Origin of the sequence: Kaistella solincola, from assembly GCF_000812875.1 — a bacterium.
Classification (GTDB): Bacteria; Bacteroidota; Bacteroidia; order Flavobacteriales; family Weeksellaceae; genus Kaistella; species Kaistella solincola.
Map to the genome: position 1 here is coordinate 170,518 of NZ_JSYK01000002.1, position 19,765 is coordinate 190,282.

15 protein-coding genes are annotated in these 19,765 nt (G+C 40.3%); 4 read left to right on the forward strand and 11 right to left on the reverse strand.

Annotated elements, in window-relative coordinates; genetic code table 11:
* Positions 1-25 precede the first annotated feature (25 nt).
* The 10 genes from OA84_RS01695 to lpxB all read right to left on the reverse strand — a co-directional run bounded on the left by OA84_RS01695 (position 26) and on the right by lpxB (position 13,750).
* A complete protein-coding gene (locus OA84_RS01695; protein WP_039341429.1) occupies positions 26-685 on the reverse strand; it encodes a DUF6048 family protein in 660 nt (219 codons plus the stop codon).
* Complete coding sequence (locus OA84_RS01700; protein ID WP_039341432.1) at positions 651-1,127, reverse strand: hypothetical protein; 477 nt, start codon at positions 1,125-1,127, stop codon at positions 651-653. Before OA84_RS01700 ends, OA84_RS01695 begins: the two co-directional genes overlap by 35 nt.
* Positions 1,127-3,631: a zinc-dependent metalloprotease gene (locus OA84_RS01705; RefSeq protein ID WP_039341435.1), complete on the reverse strand. Its 2,505-nt coding sequence runs from the start codon at positions 3,629-3,631 to the stop codon at positions 1,127-1,129. The genes OA84_RS01700 and OA84_RS01705 overlap by 1 nt, the downstream gene beginning before the upstream one ends.
* 30 nt (positions 3,632-3,661) lie before the next feature.
* Positions 3,662-5,068 (reverse strand): 23S rRNA (uracil(1939)-C(5))-methyltransferase RlmD, encoded by a 1,407-nt coding sequence (gene rlmD, locus OA84_RS01710; protein ID WP_039341439.1) that lies wholly within the window; start codon positions 5,066-5,068, stop codon positions 3,662-3,664.
* A 432-nt stretch (positions 5,069-5,500) separates the two neighbouring features.
* The gene (locus tag OA84_RS01715; RefSeq protein ID WP_039341442.1) at positions 5,501-7,009 is read right to left on the reverse strand and encodes a TlpA family protein disulfide reductase; all 1,509 of its coding nucleotides are present in this window, start codon (positions 7,007-7,009) and stop codon (positions 5,501-5,503) included.
* A gap of 179 nt (positions 7,010-7,188) precedes the next feature.
* The gene (locus OA84_RS01720) at positions 7,189-7,956 is read right to left on the reverse strand and encodes a succinate dehydrogenase/fumarate reductase iron-sulfur subunit (protein ID WP_039341446.1); all 768 of its coding nucleotides are present in this window, start codon (positions 7,954-7,956) and stop codon (positions 7,189-7,191) included.
* Between the two features lie 20 nt (positions 7,957-7,976).
* Positions 7,977-9,989 (reverse strand): fumarate reductase/succinate dehydrogenase flavoprotein subunit, encoded by a 2,013-nt coding sequence (locus OA84_RS01725; RefSeq protein WP_039341449.1) that lies wholly within the window; start codon positions 9,987-9,989, stop codon positions 7,977-7,979.
* Between the two features lie 55 nt (positions 9,990-10,044).
* Entirely contained in the window at positions 10,045-10,716 is a 672-nt protein-coding gene (locus OA84_RS01730) for a succinate dehydrogenase cytochrome b subunit (RefSeq protein ID WP_039341452.1), read from the reverse strand.
* A 104-nt stretch (positions 10,717-10,820) separates the two neighbouring features.
* Positions 10,821-12,617, reverse strand: coding sequence for a ComEC/Rec2 family competence protein (locus OA84_RS01735; protein WP_084060821.1), 1,797 nt, complete (start codon positions 12,615-12,617; stop codon positions 10,821-10,823).
* A gap of 26 nt (positions 12,618-12,643) precedes the next feature.
* The gene (gene lpxB / locus OA84_RS01740; RefSeq protein ID WP_039341456.1) at positions 12,644-13,750 is read right to left on the reverse strand and encodes a lipid-A-disaccharide synthase; all 1,107 of its coding nucleotides are present in this window, start codon (positions 13,748-13,750) and stop codon (positions 12,644-12,646) included.
* Between the two features lie 44 nt (positions 13,751-13,794).
* On the opposite strand from lpxB, the gene OA84_RS01745 reads away from it, so the two are divergent.
* Together OA84_RS01745 and OA84_RS01750 are read left to right on the forward strand one after the other, a co-directional pair.
* Positions 13,795-14,301: a DUF2480 family protein gene (locus OA84_RS01745; protein WP_039341458.1), complete on the forward strand. Its 507-nt coding sequence runs from the start codon at positions 13,795-13,797 to the stop codon at positions 14,299-14,301.
* 59 nt (positions 14,302-14,360) lie between these two features.
* On the forward strand, positions 14,361-15,023 hold the full coding sequence (locus OA84_RS01750; protein ID WP_039341461.1) for a DUF937 domain-containing protein: 663 nt from the start codon (positions 14,361-14,363) through the stop codon (positions 15,021-15,023).
* Positions 15,024-15,055: 32 nt separating this feature from the next.
* Here OA84_RS01750 and OA84_RS11615 read toward each other — a convergent pair whose 3' ends face one another.
* Positions 15,056-15,346 (reverse strand): 30S ribosomal protein THX, encoded by a 291-nt coding sequence (locus tag OA84_RS11615; RefSeq protein WP_039341465.1) that lies wholly within the window; start codon positions 15,344-15,346, stop codon positions 15,056-15,058.
* 317 nt (positions 15,347-15,663) lie between these two features.
* Here OA84_RS11615 and aspS point away from each other — a divergent pair, with 317 nt between their 5' ends.
* Both aspS and OA84_RS01765 read left to right on the forward strand, forming a co-directional pair.
* The gene (gene aspS, locus OA84_RS01760) at positions 15,664-17,418 is read left to right on the forward strand and encodes an aspartate--tRNA ligase (protein ID WP_039341468.1); all 1,755 of its coding nucleotides are present in this window, start codon (positions 15,664-15,666) and stop codon (positions 17,416-17,418) included.
* 72 nt (positions 17,419-17,490) lie between these two features.
* Entirely contained in the window at positions 17,491-19,764 is a 2,274-nt protein-coding gene (locus OA84_RS01765) for a GH92 family glycosyl hydrolase (protein WP_039341471.1), read from the forward strand.
* Position 19,765 lies beyond the last annotated feature (1 nt).

Below are 19,765 nucleotides of genomic sequence, written 5' to 3' on the forward strand. Positions count from 1 at the left end.
ACCAAGATTTTTGAGTTAAAGCTTATTAAAAAAAATAGGCAATATTCCACGAAAAACCCATATTGAATTTTGCGGAGCTTTTACCAAATCCGGGAACGATCATCGGTTTTATTTCTTCCTGAGTCGTGGAATACAACAGATATTTTGGCTGCGCTGTCACTTCGATGTACAGTGGCGTTTCGAAGAGCTGAACTCGTCCGCCAACAGCACCTTCGAGCCAGTAAGAACTTTGTGTAGAAGCCGGAAAAGCGGTGGAAACATCGCTGTCACCATATCCGCGTATCGGTACCGCGAAATATTCCTGAGAATACAAAGAAGCCGCAGCTTTTGCACCGATAAAAAAGCCGTTCAGCTCATTTTCGGGATCTTTTGCCAACATGTACGAACTTCCCAGACGTACAAATGGACCAGAAGCTTTGGCATCGTACCCGTTTTTTTGGTAAACATTTGATTCGAAACCGCCATCGACAATGGCGTAAAAATCATTTTTAATTTTCGAAGAGACAAAAACTTGAATTAATTTCCTTTCTGTAAAAACCGCAAGTCCCGCATTTAAAACGTCAAAACCGACCAAGAAATTCGGTTCATATTTCCAGCTGGTTTTTACAGAATCTTTTTTATTCTGCGCTAAAGCGAAAATAAAAAAAAGGCTAAAAAAGAAGGAAAAAATGCGTTTTGCTTTCATCGGTAATCTGGGTTTGGTTGGTTTCTAAACCAAGAACAGGATTGGGAATTTCAAGCTCCGGACGGAAATTCTGGTAAACTTTTTTAATGCCACACGCAGGCGAAACATATTCCGCCACGGTGGTATAATTCAATTTGATTTTAGAATTTACCGCTATTCTTGACGTTCCCACATAAATATCGGTAAAAGGTGAATCGTCCACGCGAATGGGAATGAGCACCGAATCGGTTTTTACCACATTCCCGAAAACGGGCACTGGACCCTTCCCATAATCAACATTGATAAAGAGAGAGTCCAGTGTTTTTATTTTGCCCGTTGCCTGTGTTTTAAATTTGATTTTCACCCTTGGTGTGGCTTCTCCGCTGATACAGATGTCGTCATCTGACCCGCAGGAAAAAAGGAAAATCGAAAAAAAACAGAGAAAAAGCAGGTTTTTTTTCATTATTTCGGGTCTAAAGCCTTGTCGATTCGGTACACCAAATCGTCGTAATGATATTTGTTTATTAAATCGGTTGCAGTTTTTTGAGCTGCTTCATCTTTGATGCTTTTCAAAGTTCCGCGAACAACTGCAGTTACATCAGAGTTTTCAGAAACCGTTACACCGTCAGAAAAACGGGAAGTCGGTGCCGGTTTTGCTGTCAATAAATTGATGAGCGACCCAACATAATTTCTTTGAAGATTTCTGCGGTAAATATCGGTTTCACCATTAGTGAAAATCGAGTTTTTCAAATCGTTCATATATTCCACCAACGGATAAGCGTTTTTGTCCATCACCTGATTTTGATACATCATCTGAAGAACATTGGCGCTTAAAATTCGGTTTAAAACTGAATTTTGCAAACCTTCAACTACAGCTACCGGTGTTTTTTCCGTGTTCTGGAAAACGTCTTTCTGCAACAGCCATTCCGGTGTGGTAAAGATATTTTTGTTTAAGAAATCCAATGATCTTTTTTGATCTTCTTTGGAAACGACCTCATAAACCGGTCCTTTCTGTTCCAAAGTTTTCGGTGTTTCCATTTGTCCACCGATGTATTTCGAAACGTGACCTAAATATCTGCCGAACTGTCCTGTAACCTGATCGTACATTAACGCAAGGTTTGAGTAATCTTCGTTTGGTTTTTTGGTCCAGTTTGGTAAATTATCTACAATTCGCTGCAAGTTTTTAATTCCGTAAGTGCTTGCGAGCATTGCATCGTCACCAACCTGCTCGCTTTGGGAGCGCGGATCGTACGCATTGCTTTCAGTTCCAAACCAAAGTCTGTTGTCTTTCAACTTGTTCATCACCCATTTATTCAGGTGTTCTTTTTCTTTATCAGGTGAATTGAACTGGTAAAATCTTCGGTAACCCCAATCGATTGCCCAGTCGTCATAATCACCAATTCTCGGCATTAGTCCGGCTGCTTTTACACGGTCTTCCGGTTGTGCAACATAATTAAAACGCGCATAATCCATTATTGATGGCGTATGACCGTTTTTTTCCAACCATTTATTGTCGCGCAGTTTTTCAACCGGCACGCTGGAACTTGAACCGTAGTTGTGACGTAAACCTAAAGTGTGACCAACCTCATGCGAAGAAACGAAACGGATCAGTTGTCCCATCAACGCATCATCAAAATCCATTTTTCTGGCGCGCGCATCGTTTGGTGAGGCCTGCACGAAATACCAGTTTCTTAAAAGCAACATCACGTTGTGATACCAGTTGATATGACTTTCTAAAATTTCCCCGGTTCTTGGGTCTGAAATTGAAGGGCCCGAAGCATTCGGCACATCCGAAGGTTTATAAACGATCGCGGAAAAACGCGCGTCTTCCAAACTCCATTCAGGATCGTCTTTCGCATTCGGAACTTTTGCATAAATCGCATTTTTAAAACCTGCTTTTTCAAAAGCTTTTTGCCAGTCATTCACACCTTCCACTAAAAACGGAACCCATTTTTTCGGTGTTGCCGGATCGATGTAGAAAACAATGGGTTTTGCTGGTTCTACCAGTTCACCTCTTTTATATTTTTCCAGATCTTCAGGTTTTGGTTCAAGTCTCCATCTTTTAATCAATGAAACTCTTTTTACGCCCTGCGGATCAAGATCAAAATCGGTATAACCCACCGCGAAATAACCAACACGCGGATCGAAATATCGTGCCTGCATTTTATTAGCTGGCAATAAAACCAAAGATGAATTGATTTCCACCGTATAATTTCCGCTCACCACCGGTCTTTCCTGACCTGGCGGCACCGTAATTCTGCCTAAAGTTTTCGCAAAAGTTTTGGTGGTATTTATTTCGAGGTTATTCGGGAAAGATTTTACAAAATTTACAAAAGATTTATCTTTCTGGAAAGCGCCAACTTTGTAATTGTTTTTTACCGGCGCCGCAAATGAAACCAGCTCATTATCGGCGTTCAGCATATCGGTAACGTCAATTACCGCCGATTTTTTATCAGCACCATAAGCTTTAATGTCGAATGACATGATAATCGCCTGCATGTTATTCCGCATTACCGAATTGTACATTTCGGAAGTGGAATCTTTCGCATAATCTACATACGAAATAGATTTAATGAAAATCTTGTCTTCCGGTCCTTTTTCAAAAGTGATGACATTTTGCGCAATCTGGTCACCCGCGTAACCGCTAGTTCCGGAACGCATTCCTGCCGCCGCTTTTGTCAGTCTGCTTACAAGCAAAAATTCTTTCGCAAGTACAGAATTCGGAATTTCAAAATAAAATTTATCCTCAACTTTATGAACTGCAAGCACACCCTGATCGGATACTGCTTTCGCCGTAATCACGTCTTTGTAAGGTTTAATTTTTTCGGGCTTTTTGGCGGTATTTTTTGGTTTTGATGAAGCGGCAGTATCTTTTTTCGCCGTTAAAGTGTCTTTTTCCTGCGCCGAAGCACCGGTGATTACACCAAAAACCAAGAGAGCAGATAGAATGTTTTTCAATGATTTCATTATTTAATTTTAAAAAAATAAAAATAGTATTTATATTCGATATAACAGGGCAATATTTTCCACGTGATGCGTTTGTGGAAACATATCTACAGGTAAAATTTTCACCAGGCGGTATTGGTCTTTCATCAATGCAAGATCGCGCGCCTGTGTTGCCGAGTTACAGCTGACATAAACGATCTTCTCCGGCGCAATTTTCAGGATTTGTTCCACTACTTTCTGGTGCATGCCGTCGCGCGGCGGATCGGTAATCAAAACATCAGCTTTTGGATGCTGCGCAATAAATTCATCATTAAAAATTTCCTTCATATCGCCGCAATAGAACGTACAATTGTCCAAACCGTTCAGCGCCGCATGTTCGATGGCAGAATTAATGGATTCCTGCACCGATTCAATTCCGATAACATGTTTTGCTTTTCTCGCTACATATTGCGCGATCGTTCCGGTTCCGGTATAAAGATCATAAACAACCTCATCACCTTTTAAATCAGCGAATTCCAGAGTTTTTTGGTAAAGATTTAAAGCCTGTTTGTAATTCGTCTGGAAAAAAGATTTCGGTCCGATTTTAAAACGCAAACCTTCCATTTCTTCCATCAAAAATCCGGGACCGGAATAAATCTGAACCTCCTGGTCGTAAAGCGAATCATTTTGTTTGGAATTAATTGCAAACATCAACGTCTTGATTTCCGGGAATTTTTCGAGTAAAAAATCGAATAATTTTTCCTGGTTTTTTTCCTTACGGAAAAGCTGGAATAAAACCATCCATTCACCGCGGGAATTCTGGCGGAACATTACCGTGCGCAGAAAACCACTTTGGTTCCGCACATCGAAAAATTCCAAACCATTATCAACCGCGTAATTCCGGATCGCCAAACGCATCGCGTTGGACGGATCTTCCTGCAAAAAACACTCTTTGAGGTCCAGAATTTTGCTCCACATTCCGGGAATGTGAAAACCTAAAGCATCGCGGTTGCCGTAATTTTCTTCAGCGCTGATTTCATATTGCGTGAGCCAGCGCGCGTTGGAAAAAGAAAATTCCATTTTATTGCGGTAAAAATACTGCTCTTCACTGCCCAAAATTGGCAAAGTTTCGAAATCTTCAATTCCCGCAATTCTTTTTATATGATTATACACTTCGTCCTGCTTGAATTCCAGCTGTTTTTCGTAGGCCAAATTCTGCCATTTACAGCCACCGCAAACACCGAAATGAATACATCTTGGCTCTACACGAAACGGTGATTTTTCGACGATTTCCACCATTTCCGCTTCGTAGTAATTGGATTTTGATTTTCGTACGCGCGCATTTACCACGTCGCCGGGTACCGCGCCGGAAACCAAAACGGTTTTTCCTTCCAAGGTTTTCCCTACAGCAACGCCTTTAGAGCCCGCCGAAACCAGCTTAATATTTTCTAAAATAATATTTTTGTTCTTCTTTCTCATTGAAATTTATCTGTGCGCAAAAGTAAGGTTTTAAAATAAAAAATGCGGCGCAATTACAGCTCGAAATTTTACCGGCTTAAACGGTGTTTTTTCCTGATTTTTAATTTGATGTAAAAAATTTCATTTCTATTTAAAATCAAAAAAAAGCCTCAAATAGCAGCAAATAAATTTTAATTAATGCTGAAAGTTTTGATGTAAATATTCAGATCTTCATCTTTGTTAAAATGAAAAAATTAGGTGTTAAAAGCATAAAATTTTGAAAAAAATAACTGCCAAGAATGCACGAATTTGCTTTCAATTAAATTGGAAAAATATGCTGTTGAAACTGCAATTTTTTCTGAAATGGAATTTTCCAAATTAAAAAAGCATTTCATCAAAACAAAAAATTCCGCCCAAAAAGGGCAGAATTTTTATATTAAAAAATGTTATAAACTATTTAGTTTCCAGTGCCGGCTGCTGTTGCGGCGCAAGCAAATCATTTTGCAAAGTTGCTTCCGGCGCGGCGGTTGGCGCTTTCAAACCTGTCAGCTGGTCCAGAACCGTAATCAATTCCGGATCGCCTAAGTTGTAGAAAAACTTACTTGCGATTTTTCCGTCTTTACCGACAGCGACGTACGAAGGCATTTTAAAACCATAAATTCCTAAATCTTTCGCGATCTGAGAATTCATGCCGTTTTCCGCGTACACGTTGGTTCCCGGGATTCCCTGTAAAAGCGCTTTGCTGGTTTTGCCAAACTGGTCTTTGGTATCATCCAGATTCACGAAAACAAAATCCATTTTCGATTTGTAGAAATTTACCACTTCGCGCAAAACCGGAATATTAGATTCGGCGATGTACGGATTCCACGACGCGTAAAACATCACCAATTTTGGTTTTTCAGTAGCTGCAGAAAGGTTGAAATCGCCGCCGTCTGCTTTAATTAATTTTGCATTTGGCGCAGCTTCACCGATTTTCGGCCCAGAAATAACGAACTGAATTCTTTTTAAATCTTCTTTAATTTCTTTATCCTTGATTTTTTCGTCGATAATTTTGCTGATTTTTGCAGCATCAGCTTCGCTTGTAGACGGATTAATATCGCTGTTTGACATTACGAACGCCAACAGATAATCTTTAGCAAGCTGAGATAAATCTTTTTTGGTATCCAAAAATTTCGAGAAAAGCACGGAAGAAACTTCAGTTCCGGTTTTGTTGTTTGCATCCGCGTAAGCCTGGAAATCCTTGCTTAATTTGCCCAACAGATAATTGCGGTAAATCGGCTGGTTTTTCAGCAAACGGTCTTCGTCTTTTTTCAGTTTTGCTTCCATATTCGTAAAGTTTTTCGAAACTTTAAAGTTCGGATTTTGGCTGACCATCGGGCGGTTCATTTCGTATTGATTCATCAATCCCAAAACGCTCGCATTCAGTTCGTCTTTTTTCCACTGCACCACTTCGCTGTCCGGAGAAGTGCTTTTTGCGGCAGCTTCAATTTTTTGGTTCAAATCTGCGCTTATTTTTTCAATTTCCTTTAAGAACGCTGGTTCATCTTTGGAAACCAGTTCGCCAACATTTATTTTCGCTGCGTAACCTTCGATGAGTTTTTGAACTTCTTTTAAATACTGGTTATTATTTTTCGCATCACCAGCCACGGTAAACTGTGCCGGGAAAGATTGTGCTGAGCCGGAAATATTTACTTTCTGACCGCCTTTCAGGTAAATCATCGCCTGCTTTCCAGCGTAGGTCATGATGTACATTCCGTCTTTTGGCGCTTCGAAACTGCCGGAGAAATTTCCTTTGGCATCTACACCCATATTGATAAGCGGAAGTGTTGCCACACCCGAAGCTTCGATGAATTCTATCCTTTCCAAAGGTGAACCGCCGGCAAAATTACCGGAAACCTCCACTTTTTTTGAACAGGACATTGCCACGAAGGCGATTAAGAGCATTAGAAAAAACTTATTCATTTTTTATGATTTTACTTTTATGATTTTAAAAATATTTAAAGCAGATATGCTTTTAACTTTCAGCAAAAATAAGGTATTCGCTGAGTTATAAGAAATTTAAAAATAAGATTTGTGATATTTTAACAAAGAAAAAGCTGCTTTCCTTAGAGAAAACAGCTTTTGGTATTTTTTGTACAGATTTAGCCTTTATCAATATTTGCAGACATATATTCTCTGTTCATTTTTGCGATAACGGCAAGGGTAATTCCTTTCGGACATTCCACCTCGCAGGCACCGGTATTTGAACAGTTTCCAAAGCCTTCTTCGTCCATGGCTTTCACCATATTCAACACACGTCTCTCAGCTTCCACTCTACCTTGAGGCAAAAGTGCAAGCTGGGTAACTTTAGCACCCACGAATAACATTGCCGAACCGTTTTTACACGTTGCAACACAGGCACCACACGCGATACAAGCCGCAGCGTCCATTGCGTTGTCAGCATCTTCTTTCGGAACGGGAATCGCGTTGGCATCTAAGGTGTTCCCAGAAGTGTTTACGGAAATAAATCCGCCGGCTGCCATCACTCTGTCGAAAGAACTTCTGTCGGTTACCAAATCTTTAATGATTGGGAACGCAGCACTTCTCCACGGTTCAATGTGAATTGTTTCGCCATCTTTGAACATTCTCATGTGCAGCTGACAAGTGGTGATTCCGGTGTCCGGTCCGTGCGGACGGCCGTTGATGTACAGCGAACACATACCGCAGATTCCTTCGCGACAGTCGTGGTCGAAAGCTACAGGCTCCTGACCTTCGTTGATTAGATTTTCATTGAGCATATCCAACATTTCCAGAAACGAAGAATCCGTAGAAACACCGGAAATTTTGTAAGTCTCAAATTGTCCTTTTGATTTATTGTTTTTCTGTCTCCAAATTTTTAGAGTCAGGTTTAATCCTTTTTTAGTACTCATTTTATATTATATTTTGGAGATTATTTGTAGCTTCTTGTTTTCACTTCGATGTTTTCATAAATCAAATCTTCTTTATGCATCATTTCCTGGTTGATGTCGCCACCCTGATATTCCCAGGCAGCAACATATTTGAAGTGCTCATCGTCTCTCTCCGCTTCTCCTTCCGGCGTGGCATGGTCCCAACGGAAATGTCCACCGCAAGATTCTTCTCTTTTCAGTGCATCCATCGCCATCAGCTGACCTAATTCCAGGAAATCTGCAACGCGGAAAGCTTTTTCAAGCTCCATATTCATCCCATTAGCTTCACCCGGAACTTTTACTTCTGCCCAGAATTCTTTTCGAACTTCTTCGATTTCTGTAATGGCTTCTCTTAAACCTTCCGGTGTACGGCCCATTCCAACTTTATTCCACATAATATGGCCTAATTTTTTGTGGAAATAATCTACACTGTGCTTGCCTTTATTGTTCATAAAGAAAGCAACTTTATCCTGAATTTCTTTTTCGGCAGCATCAAATTCCGGCAAATCTGTTGGAATTTTTCCGGTTCTGATGTCGGCTGCTAAGTAATCCGCAATGGTATAAGGTAACACGAAATAACCATCCGCTAAACCTTGCATCAATGCTGAAGCTCCCAATCTGTTCGCACCGTGATCAGAGAAATTAGCTTCACCAATTACGAAACAACCCGGAATCGTTGACATCAAATTGTAATCAACCCAAACGCCGCCCATCGTGTAGTGTACCGCCGGATAAATTTTCATCGGAGTCACGTATGGATTGTCGGCAGTAATTTTTTCGTACATCACGAAAAGGTTACCATATTTTTCTTCAATCCACGCTTTACCCAAATCATAAATTTGTTGCGGCGAAGGATTGTGAATATTTTTCTCGATGGCAGCTTCATTTCCTTTTTTCAGGATTTCTGTGGAGAAATCAAGATAAACACCTTCGTGCGTATCGTTATTTTCAATACCGTAACCGGCATCACATCTTTCTTTTGCAGCGCGCGATGCAACGTCACGCGGAACCAAGTTTCCGAAAGCCGGATATCTTCTTTCCAAATAATAATCGCGGTTTTCTGCCGGAATATTTTCAGGTCTAAGTTTACCTTCGCGAATTGCGACAGCATCTTCAATATTTTTCGGTACCCAAATTCTTCCGGAGTTCCGTAAAGATTCGGACATCAACGTCAGTTTAGACTGTGCTGTTCCATGAACCGGAATACACGTCGGGTGAATTTGCACAAAGCACGGATTTGCGAAATACGCTCCTTTTTTGTGAATTTTCCACGCTGCAGAAACATTGGAGCCCATGGCATTCGTGGAAAGGAAATACACATTCCCGTAACCGCCGGAAGCGATTACAACAGCGTGCGCAGAGTGTTTTTCAATTTCGCCGGTTACAAGGTTTCTGGCAATAATTCCGCGCGCTTTTCCGTCTACGATCACCAGTTCAAGCATTTCGTGACGGTTGTACATTTTAATTCTTCCTTTACCGATTTGTCGGCTCATTGCGGAATATGCACCTAACAATAATTGCTGGCCGGTTTGCCCTTTCGCATAGAAAGTTCTTTTTACCTGCACTCCACCAAATGAACGGTTATCAAGCTGCCCGCCGTATTCTCTACCGAACGGAACACCCTGCGCGACACACTGGTCGATGATGGAAGCGGAAACTTCTGCTAATCTGTAAACATTAGCCTCGCGGGAACGGTAGTCGCCACCTTTAATAGTATCGTAAAATAAACGGTAAACGGAATCTCCGTCACCCTGATAATTTTTCGCAGCATTAATACCACCCTGAGCGGCAATAGAGTGCGCTCTTCGTGGTGAATCCTGATAACAAAAAGCCTTTACATTATATCCTTGCTCTGCTAAAGTTGCGGCAGCAGAGCCACCCGCCAAACCTGTACCTACCACGATGATATCAATTTTATCACGGTTGTTAGGTGAAACAAGGTTCATATGATCTTTATGATTTTTCCATTTGTCTGCCAACGGGCCGGCCGGAATTTTTGAATCTAATTTGCTCATTTTTTAGAAATTTTAAATTTTAGATTTTAAATTTTAGTCGTATAAAACTTAAAATTTATTGAGTAACGTAATGAAAAACGGCTATAAAAATAAAACCCGCAGGAATAAGAATGGAATACCAGGTACCGATTGCCTTGATAACCGGTGTATATTTCGGATGTCTTGCACCAACTGACTGGAACGAAGACTGGAAACCGTGTGCAAGGTGTAAACCCAAAAGAACGAAAGAAATCACATAAAGGACCACGCGCCAAAGCTCCGCGAATTTTGCATGAAGTTCACCCCAAAATCTTGTAACATCAGCTGCATCGCCCTCACCCGGAACATATTTGTACGTCATTTCGTGTGCCCAGAAATCATACATATGAAGTACTAAAAACGCTAAAATTACAGCGCCGGTAATAAGCATATTACGTGACATCCACGTACTGTTTGCTGCGCGGTTGTTCGTTCCGTACTTTATTGGTCGTGCTTTATTATTCTGAATTTCAAGTACAAAACCCATTACAAAGTGAAATATAACGCCGATTACCAAGATAGGTTGCATTACAAATTGTACCAGCGGGTTGTAACCCATAAAATATGATGCTGCGTTGAAAGGGCCATTTTCGCCACCCAAAGAAAGTAAATTTACCGAAAGGTGCATAATTAGAAAAAGGAGCAAAAACATCGCAGACAATGCCATTGCGTATTTTCTTCCAATCGTAGAAGTCGTAAATCCTGCCATAATATTGTTTAAATTTGAATTCTCACAAAGTTAGAAAAATGGTGAGCGACTACCACGTGAGAAATGTCAGAAACATTTAGTTTGTAATCTTTCTAAATAAGAAATCAGCGCCGGGCAATATTTTTCGGCGGTTCAGACTTTAAATATACGAAATTCCCGTCCTTAATGATAAGCTGAAAAGATTTTGTTCGGCGGGAAGTAAGATAAGGTTCAATGATGTACTGCATGATTTTTTCCTCATCAACATTTCTACCCGCATAAAATGTCACGTGCGGGCCATTTTTAACCGACCAGATTTTTTCTTTGAAAAACTGGTGCTCCAAAGTTTCATTTAAATTTTCTGCTCTATAATTAAGGAGCATCCGCACCGAAATAAAAATCAGGAAAAAATAGCCAAACCGCGCCAAATTTTTAATGCTGAAATTTTTAATCACAAACCTCAGCAGGTAAATCATAATAAGAAGCAGAAAAACTTCGAGCAAAGTCATCGGTATCATTCTGAAAAAAGCAAAATCCACATCAGCGAAGAAATGAATTACTTTCAAAGTAGTTTTCACGCTAAAATCATAGACTAAATTCAAAACCGAAAAATCTGCCGAAATAGCCGCCAAAAAAGTCATCAGCAATGCAAAAATAATCAGCACTTCGGAAAACGGTATAATGACAAGATTTGCCAAAATCGAAATAAATGAATATTGGTGAAAGTAAAAAAGCACCAAAGGTAAAGTTGCCAGCTGCGCTGAAAAACTGATTGAAATAATACTGAAGAAAAATTTCTGAAATTTATTCCGTGCTTGCGGCAGCAATTTTAAAATCGGCTGATTGAACCAGAAAATCCCGAAAACTGCCAAAAAACTTAACTGAAAACCCACATCGAAAAACTGGTTGGTGTCGATGACCAAAATAATCAGCGCCGCCAAGGACATCGCGTGCATCAAATCGGGTTTTCTTTGAAGCAAAATGAAAATGTAATACGCCGAAATCATAGTGCAGCTGCGCACCACAGAACTTCCGTAATCAATAAAAATGGCGAAACTCCAGATCAGCAGCAGCGCAATTATGATTTTAAAATTGCGGAAATTTGCCGGAAAAAGCGGCTTAAAAATCGCTAAAATCAGCCAGAAAATAATCGCCATGTGCGAGCCGGAAATCGCTAAAATATGCACCAAACCCGATTTGCTGAAATCCTTAACCACAGCTTTATCCATTTCCGTACGGTCCGCCAGAATAATTCCTTTCGAAAATTCGCGCGTAGGTTTTGAAAGTTTTGCGCTATCGATTTTCTGCAAAATTTCGAGCCTTTTCTGCCGTATTTTTTCAGAAAACGAAAGATCATTCCGCGCTGAAATTTCGAGCGAGCCGGGCAAATAACTTTGGAAATAAATATTTTTCCGTGCTAAATATTTGCCGTAATCAAACTGAAAATCGCTGTACGGTTTTTCGAGTTTATTGATGAAAAGTTCGGCGCGGTAATAATGCGCAAAATCAAGCTCGCGTTCAGCTTTTGGAATAGAAAGTACACTGTTAAATTGCTGATTATTTTTCCAGCCGGTGATTTCGTAGCGGCGGTTTTTCTCATTGCTGTTCAGCTTTTTCCTAAGTTTAAAAATAACCTGCTCTTTGCCCGAAAAATCCGGAAATTCCGGTTTTTTACCATGCAGAAAGTGCAGAAAAATTCCGAAACTGAAAAACAGAAATCCCAGCACAAAAGCACGGATTTTGAAAGTGAAAAAACTTTTAACAAAGAAAATAAGCAGTAAGAAACTACTGGAAATCAGGAAAAAAATGACCGTTTTGCTGCCAAAATTTAAATAATCCTGCAACGCAATTCCAAGAATAAACGCGAGACAAAGAATAAGCAGCGGTTGTTTTTGCAAGGTCTTTTCCGGTAAAAATATCAATATTTACCGAATATTTTACGGTGAAATCACCCATTTATAATGACGTCTGCGGCGTGGTCGCTGGCACCTTTTCCGCCTAATTTTTCCTGAAGTTTTTGGTAATTATTAAGCATTTTTTCGCGCTCAGCACCGTTCACAATTTTTCCGAGCTCTTCGACCAGATTTTTGGTATTTAACTCACTTTGAATTAGCTCTGTTACAATCTCTTCGTCCATTATCAAATTGACAAGCGAAATATACTTGATGTTTTTCACGACGCGTTTCCCGATTTCATACGAAATCATGCTGCTTCGGTAACAGACCACCTGCGGAATATTCAGCAATGCGGTTTCCAAAGTTGCCGTTCCGGAAGCGACCAACGCTGCTTTTGAACATCGAAGCAAATCGTAAGTTTTATTCGAGACAAAATGCACGTTTTCGTCCACATATTTTTGGTAAAAAGATTTGGGCAAACTCGGTGCGCCGGCAATTACAAACTGATAATCAGCAAAATTTTCACGCACGGAAAGCATTAAAGTCAACATTTTCGTGACTTCCTGCTCGCGTGAACCCGGCAAAAGCGCAATAATTTCTTTTTCGTTCAGCTGGTTTTCAGCTTTAAATTTTTCAACATCAATTTCCGGTAAGTTGGAAACAGCATCTAAAAGCGGATGTCCAACAAAATGCGCCTCCACCTGATGTTTTTTGTAAAAGTCTTTTTCAAAAGGCAAAATCACCAGAATCTCATCAACAAACTTCCGGATTTTTTCCACGCGGCCTTCTTTCCAGGCCCAAAGTTGCGGCGAAATATAATAGACCACCCGAAGCCCGAGATTTTTCGCAAATTCCGCAATTCTCAAATTAAAACCCGGATAATCGACTAAAATCAAAACATCGGGCTGATAATTTTTCAGGTCTTCTTTGCAGAATTTTATATTTTTCAGAATGGTGCCGAGGTTTTTCGCCACTTCCAGAAAACCCATAAAGGCCAAATCTTTATAATGTTTCACCGGTGAAGTACGGGCAACCTCAGCCATCAAATCGCCGCCCCAAAACCGAAATTCAGCTGCCGGATCTTTCGCAATAAGTGATTTCATTAGGTTTGAAGCATGAAGATCTCCGGACGCTTCACCCGCGATGATGTAATATTTCACTTGGATTTTATGTTGTAATTTTGCTCAAAGATAAAATAAAAAAAATGTCAGATTTAGAAATAAAAAATAAAATTGCCGAAAGCGGATTGGTTAATTTTGACCTTTCTAAGCTTGTTCCGCAAGGCAAAAGAATCGGAATTGATCTTAAAGATTTCCTTTTTGAAGGCTTGATTTTGAAAGAAAAAGACTTCCGCGAAAAAATAAATTTGCTCGATACAACGCAATATAATTCAGCTTTTGTGTACGTTTTTAATTCCGCAGAAGCTATTGTACCGTTGTGGGCGTATTTTTTACTCACCGCAAAACTCACCGGAACTGCCAAAAAAATCGTCTTCGGAAACCGCGAAGATCTGGAAGTTTTGTTGATGCACAACGCGATACAGACTTATGATTTTACCGAATTATTCGGCAAAAGAGTTTTGGTTAAAGGCTGTTCTGATGAAAGCATTCCGGAAAACGCGTACATCGAATTGGTGGAACAGCTGAAACCGGTGGTGAAATCGCTGATGTTCGGTGAAGCGTGTTCTAACGTGCCGATTTTCAAAAATTAAATTCTGGACCTTTATTTGCTGCTAAAAGTTCAAATTTTTAATATTTTAAAACAAAAAAAATGAGTTTAATCGATCTAATTACAGGAAACGCCGGTACGCAAGTAGCCGCGCAAGCAGAAAACAAATTCGGAATAGACAAAAATCAAGTCATCGCTTTGTTGGCAGTTTCGGCACCTTTGGTGATTTCCTACCTCCGAAAAAAATCCCAGGAAGACGACCAGGAAGCTGAAGCACTGAATTCTGCTCTGGAAAAAGATCACGACGGCAGCATTTTAAATAATCCGGCGCAGGCGGCAGACAGACAGCAGGAAGGAAATTCTATTTTGGATCATGTTTTCGGCGGACAAAAAGGTCAGGTGGAAAATCAACTTTCCGAAAAAACCGGCATTTCAATGGATAAAATCGGTCCGATTTTAGGAATGTTGGCGCCACTTATAATGGGATATATTGGAAAAGAAAAGCAATCGAATGGCGTAAATTCCGGCGGTGGTTTAGGCGATTTATTAGGCGGAATTTTAGGCGGCGCGCAAAGTCAGGCTCAGGCAGAACCTTCCAATCCCTTGAACGATATTTTAGGTAGCGTTTTGGGCGGTGGTTCTTCGCAATCTTCTGGAAATCCCCTCAATGATATTTTAGGAAGTGTCTTGGGCGGAGGCGGTTCGCAGAAACAGCAACAAGGCGGTTTGGGCGGACTTTTGGGAAGCATTCTGGGCGGAAGATAATTCAGCTAAAAGAAAATAAAAAAAACCGAAGATTATTCTTCGGTTTTTTTAGTTTTTGCTTCTTTCGGTTTATCGTCGGCTTCGGCAGCTTTAGTTTTCGGTTTTGCAGCGGCTTTTGGTTTTTTGTCAACGTCCGCGTTTTCAGATTTGTCAGATGGATAACCAACTTCTTTTCTCACTTTTTCTCTTGGCGCTTTTTTGTCATCTTCGTCCAGTACGCTTACCGGAATTTTCTTTGCTGAATTAGATTTGCGTGGTCTTCTTTTACCATAACTTCCCGCGGTGACTTTGCCGCGTCTGGATTTTTGATCGCCTTTTCCCATAATTTTATTATATTTTGGTTAATGATTTACATCAAAGTTAAAGAAATTCAGCAAATTCAACTTCTTAAAATTTCATAAAGTTTCTTTTTTAATTTTTAAATTTTCAGCCTTTAAAGCATCAGATTTTTCATTTTACCAATCCGTATTTTTTAGCTGCTTTTTAGCCATTTTTTTCATTTTTTTAAAAGCGCGAAATTTTTCGGCTTTTCTAAAGCTGCGCGATTTTCCGCGATAAATCATCCAAAAAACTTATCTTTGCAGCGGAAATTTTTACCATTTTCAAAGAGCAAAAATTTAACTTCAAACAGCTGCAAAATATGTTTCGGACGCACACCAACGGAGAATTAAACCTCGAAAATCTAAATCAAAATGTTACACTTTCAGGCTGGGTTCAAACCATTCGCGACAAAGGATTTATGATGTGGATCGATTTGCGCGACCGCTACGGCATCACGCAGTTGGTTTTTGATGCAGACCGTTCCAGCGAAGAATTGCTTGAAAATGCGCATAAACTCGGCCGCGAATTCGTAATTCAAATTGAAGGAAAAGTCATCGAAAGAGTCAGCAAAAATCCTAAAATTCCTACAGGAGACATCGAAATTCTGGTAGAAAAACTGGTGATTTTAAATCAGTCTGAAGTTCCGCCATTTACCATCGAAGATCAAACCGATGGCGGCGAAGAATTACGAATGAAATACAGATATTTGGACATTCGCAGAAATCCGGTAAAAGAGAAATTAATATTTCGGCACAAAATGGCCCAAAAAGTCAGAAATTACCTTTCGGACCAAAACTTTATTGAAGTTGAAACGCCGGTTCTGATTAAATCAACGCCGGAAGGGGCCAGAGATTTTGTAGTTCCTAGCCGCATGAATCCGGGACAATTTTATGCACTTCCGCAATCGCCTCAAACTTTTAAACAATTGTTGATGATTGGCGGCATGGACCGTTATTTTCAAATTGTAAAATGTTTTCGCGATGAAGATTTGCGCGCAGACCGTCAACCCGAATTCACACAGATCGATTGCGAAATGGCGTTTGTGGAGCAGGAAGATGTTTTGGAAATTTTTGAAGGAATGACCGCGACTTTATTGAAAGACATCAGCGGAAAAGAATTTGGCAAATTTCCAAGAATGACGTTTGCCGATGCAATGAAAAAATATGGGAATGACAAACCGGATATCCGTTTCGGAATGGAATTCGTGGAAGTAGATGATTTGGTAAAAGGAAAAGATTTTAAAATATTCGACGAAGCAGAACTCATTGTCGGAATTAATGTTGAAGGTTGCGCAGATTACACGCGTAAACAAATCGATGAATTAATCGATTGGGTAAAACGCCCACAAATTGGCGCTTCCGGTATGATTTGGATTAAATTTCAAAATGACGGCGTAGTCACTTCTTCTGTAAATAAATTTTACAACGAAGAAGAATTAAAGAAAATCGCAGAAAAATTCGCTGCTAAACCGGGCGATTTAATGCTTTTAATGTCTGGAAACGAAAATAAAGTAAGAACCCAACTTTCCGCGCTGAGAATGGAATTAGGGAACAGATTAGGTTTAAGAAATCCGAAAGAATTCGCGCCGCTTTGGGTCGTAGATTTTCCGCTTTTGGAATGGGACGAAGAGACTGGAAGATATCACGCAATGCATCATCCATTCACTTCCCCAAAACCCGAAGACGTCCATTTACTCGAAACCGATCCGGGAAAAGCGCGCGCAAATGCGTATGATTTGATTTTGAACGGCAATGAAATCGGTGGCGGTTCGGTAAGAATTTTCGATAAAGATTTACAGGCCAAAATGTTCAATTTATTAGGTTTTACAAAAGAAGATGCAGAAGCGCAGTTCGGATTTCTGATGAACGCTTTCCAGTACGGAGCGCCGCCGCATGCCGGAATTGCTTTAGGTTTCGACCGTTTGGTCGCGATTCTGGACGGTAATGAGGTCATCCGCGATTATATCGCGTTCCCGAAAAATAATTCAGGACGAGACGTGATGATCGATGCGCCAAGCAAGATTGCGGATGAGCAATTGGAAGAACTTTTCCTAAAAGTGGAGACGAAGGAATAAAGCACTTTTAAAAAATCATTATAAATCCCGGCAAAATGCCGGGATTTTTCTATTTTTAATCAAAATTACTCTATGACCAAATTCATCGTTATTTGTTCGCTCTGCGTTTTTCTTCCCATTCAGGCACAAAAATTAACATCGTTTGTGAATCCGTTCGTCGGCACTAAAAATATGGGACACACTTTTCCCGGTGCGACAGCGCCGTTCGGAATGGTGCAGCTTTCTCCGGAAACGAACATGGAACCTTACGCAATCGACGGTAAATACAATCCCGAAACGTATCGCTATTGTTCCGGTTATCAGTTTGAAGACAAAACTATTTTCGGCTTTTCGCATACGCATTTCAGCGGCGTGGGACATTCTGATTTGGGAGATTTTTTGGTCATGCCAACCACGGGAAAATTGAATTTGGAACCCGGAAAAGTTGGTGAACCTAAAAGTGGATATCATTCACAATTTTCAAAAAACACAGAAAAAGCGGAACCTGGTTTTTATGAAGTTTTTCTTGATGATTACGGAATTAAAGCGGAACTCACCACTTCCGAGCGCGTAGGATTTCACCGCTATACTTTTCCAAAATCCGGTGAATCGCATATAATTCTGGATTTGATGTCGAATATTTACAACTATGACGGCAAAAATGTCTGGACTTTTGTGCGCGTAGAAGACAATCAAACCGTAGTTGGCTACCGCGAAACGACAGGTTGGGCACGAACCAAAAAAGTTTTTTTCGCCATGAAGTTTTCAAAACCTTTTAAAAATTATGGCAGAAAACGTTATGAAAAAGTAGAATACAACGGCTTTTACCGGAAATTTAATGAAAACGAAAATTTTCCTGAATTTGCCGGAAGACAGATTCGAGCTTATTTCGATTTTGACACCGAAAAAGATGAGCAGATTTTAGTAAAATTTGCACTTTCAAATACTTCTACCAACGGCGCTTTAAAGAACCTGGAAGCTGAAATTCCGCACTGGGATTTTGATAAAGTCAAAGCCGAAACATCCGCAAAATGGGAAAAAGAACTTTCTAAAATTGAAGTGGAAACTTTAAATGAAAACGATAAAAAAACCTTTTATACCGCACTTTATCACACCATGATGTCGCCGATTCTTTATGAAGATGTAGACGGGAAATATCTAGGTTTGGACCAGAATATTCGTGAGTCTGAAGGATTTACCAACTACTCTATTTTTTCGCTTTGGGACACGTATCGAGCATTGCATCCGCTTTACAACATTATTCAGCCGAAAAGAAACAATGATTTTGTGCATTCGATGATGGCGCATTATGACCAAAGTGTTCACAAAGCTTTGCCAATTTGGAGTCATTACGCCAACGAAAACTGGTGCATGATCGGATATCACTCTGTTTCGGTAATCGCTGACGCTATTGCTAAAGGCACGACCGATATTGATTTAAATAAAGCTTTAACCGCCGCCATAAGTTCATCAAACCTAAAATATTACGACGGAATTGAAGATTATCTGAAGTACGGTTACGTACCGGAAGATAAAAGCAGCTCGTCGGTTTCCAAAACTTTGGAATATGCCTATGACGACTGGGCAATCGCGCAGATCGCGAAAAAATTGGGCGATAAAAGCACAGAAAATTTGTATTTGAAAAGAAGCGAATCTTACAAACGAGTGTACAATCCTAAAACCGGTTTTATGCAGCCGAAACTTTCTGACGGGAATTTTAAAAAAGAATTTGATCCCATGGACACGCACGGACAAGGTTTTATTGAAGGAAATGCGTTTAATTACGGGCTTTACGTGCCGCAGAATGTTCCGGAAATGATAAAAATGATGGGCGGAAAAAAGAAATTTTCAAAACATTTAGATGAAATTTTCACCACGGAAATCGCGGATAAATACATCGAAAAAAATGAAGACATCACGCGCGACGGCATCATCGGGAATTATGTGCACGGCAACGAGCCGGGACATCACATTCCGTATCTCTACAACTGGACGGGCGATGCGTGGAAAACGCAGGAACGCGTGCGCATGATTATGCGGAAAATGTATTCTGCGGAAGAAGATGGCCTGTGCGGAAATGACGATGCCGGGCAAATGTCTGCATGGTATGTTTTTTCAGCATTGGGTTTTTACCCCGTTTTGCCGGGTTCCGATGAATATCAGATCGGTTCGCCTTTGGTGAAATCTGCAAAAATTAGCCTCGAAAACGGCGAATTTTTGAATATTACCACTGAAAACCAATCGGAGAAAAATGTTTACGTGAAGAAAATTTTGGTGAACGGAAAAGAAGTGAAAAACCATGTCTTAAAGCACAGCGAAATTGCAAACGGTGGCGAAATCGTTTTTGTGATGAGCGACAAACACTAAA